A 557-nucleotide genomic window follows, 5' to 3' on the forward strand; every position below is an offset into this window, starting at 1 on the left:
CCCCCCGAGCCGTCGACAAGACCATCCCGAGCCTGCAGGAGTGATCCCCTTGATCTTCATCACCGCCAAGTTCGCCGTGAAGCCCGAGCACGCAGACGACTGGCCCGAGATCGCCCGAGCCTTCACCGAGGCCACCCGCGCGGAGGAGGGGTGCCTGTGGTTCGACTGGTCGCGCAGCCTCGACGACCCCGCCGAGTACGTCCTCGTCGAGGCCTTCCGTGACGACGCCGCGGGCGGCGCCCACGTGCAGAGCGACCACTTCACGGAGGCCACCTCGAGCCTCCCCGCGTACCTCACCGCGACGCCGAAGATCGTCAACGCGACGGTCGAGGGCACCCAGTGGTCCGAATTGGGCGAGATGGCGGTCGAGAAGTAGCCGAACGGCTACTCCGAGAGCGGGTTTCACGCGGTTTCGCACTCTGGCCGACGGTCCGCTATGGTCTACCTCGCACCCACGGGGTCTCGGCTCCGGAGGGTGGGCAGGCGGACGTAGCTCAGTTGGTAGAGCGCAACCTTGCCAAGGTTGAGGTCGCCGGTTCGAGCCCGGTCGTCCGCTC

General features: G+C 68.0%; 1 protein-coding gene and 1 tRNA gene. Both read left to right on the forward strand.

What is annotated here, in order from left to right:
- The first annotated feature begins 49 nt into the window (after positions 1 to 49).
- Positions 50 to 376, forward strand: coding sequence for a putative quinol monooxygenase (locus tag AC1DP0_RS22565; protein ID WP_478088930.1), 327 nt, complete (start codon positions 50 to 52; stop codon positions 374 to 376).
- 107 nt (positions 377 to 483) lie between these two features.
- Positions 484 to 556 (forward strand) — tRNA-Gly (locus AC1DP0_RS22570).
- The last annotated feature ends 1 nt before the right edge of the window (position 557 follow it).

It is taken from the genome of Terrabacter sp. P5_B1, assembly GCF_056400505.1.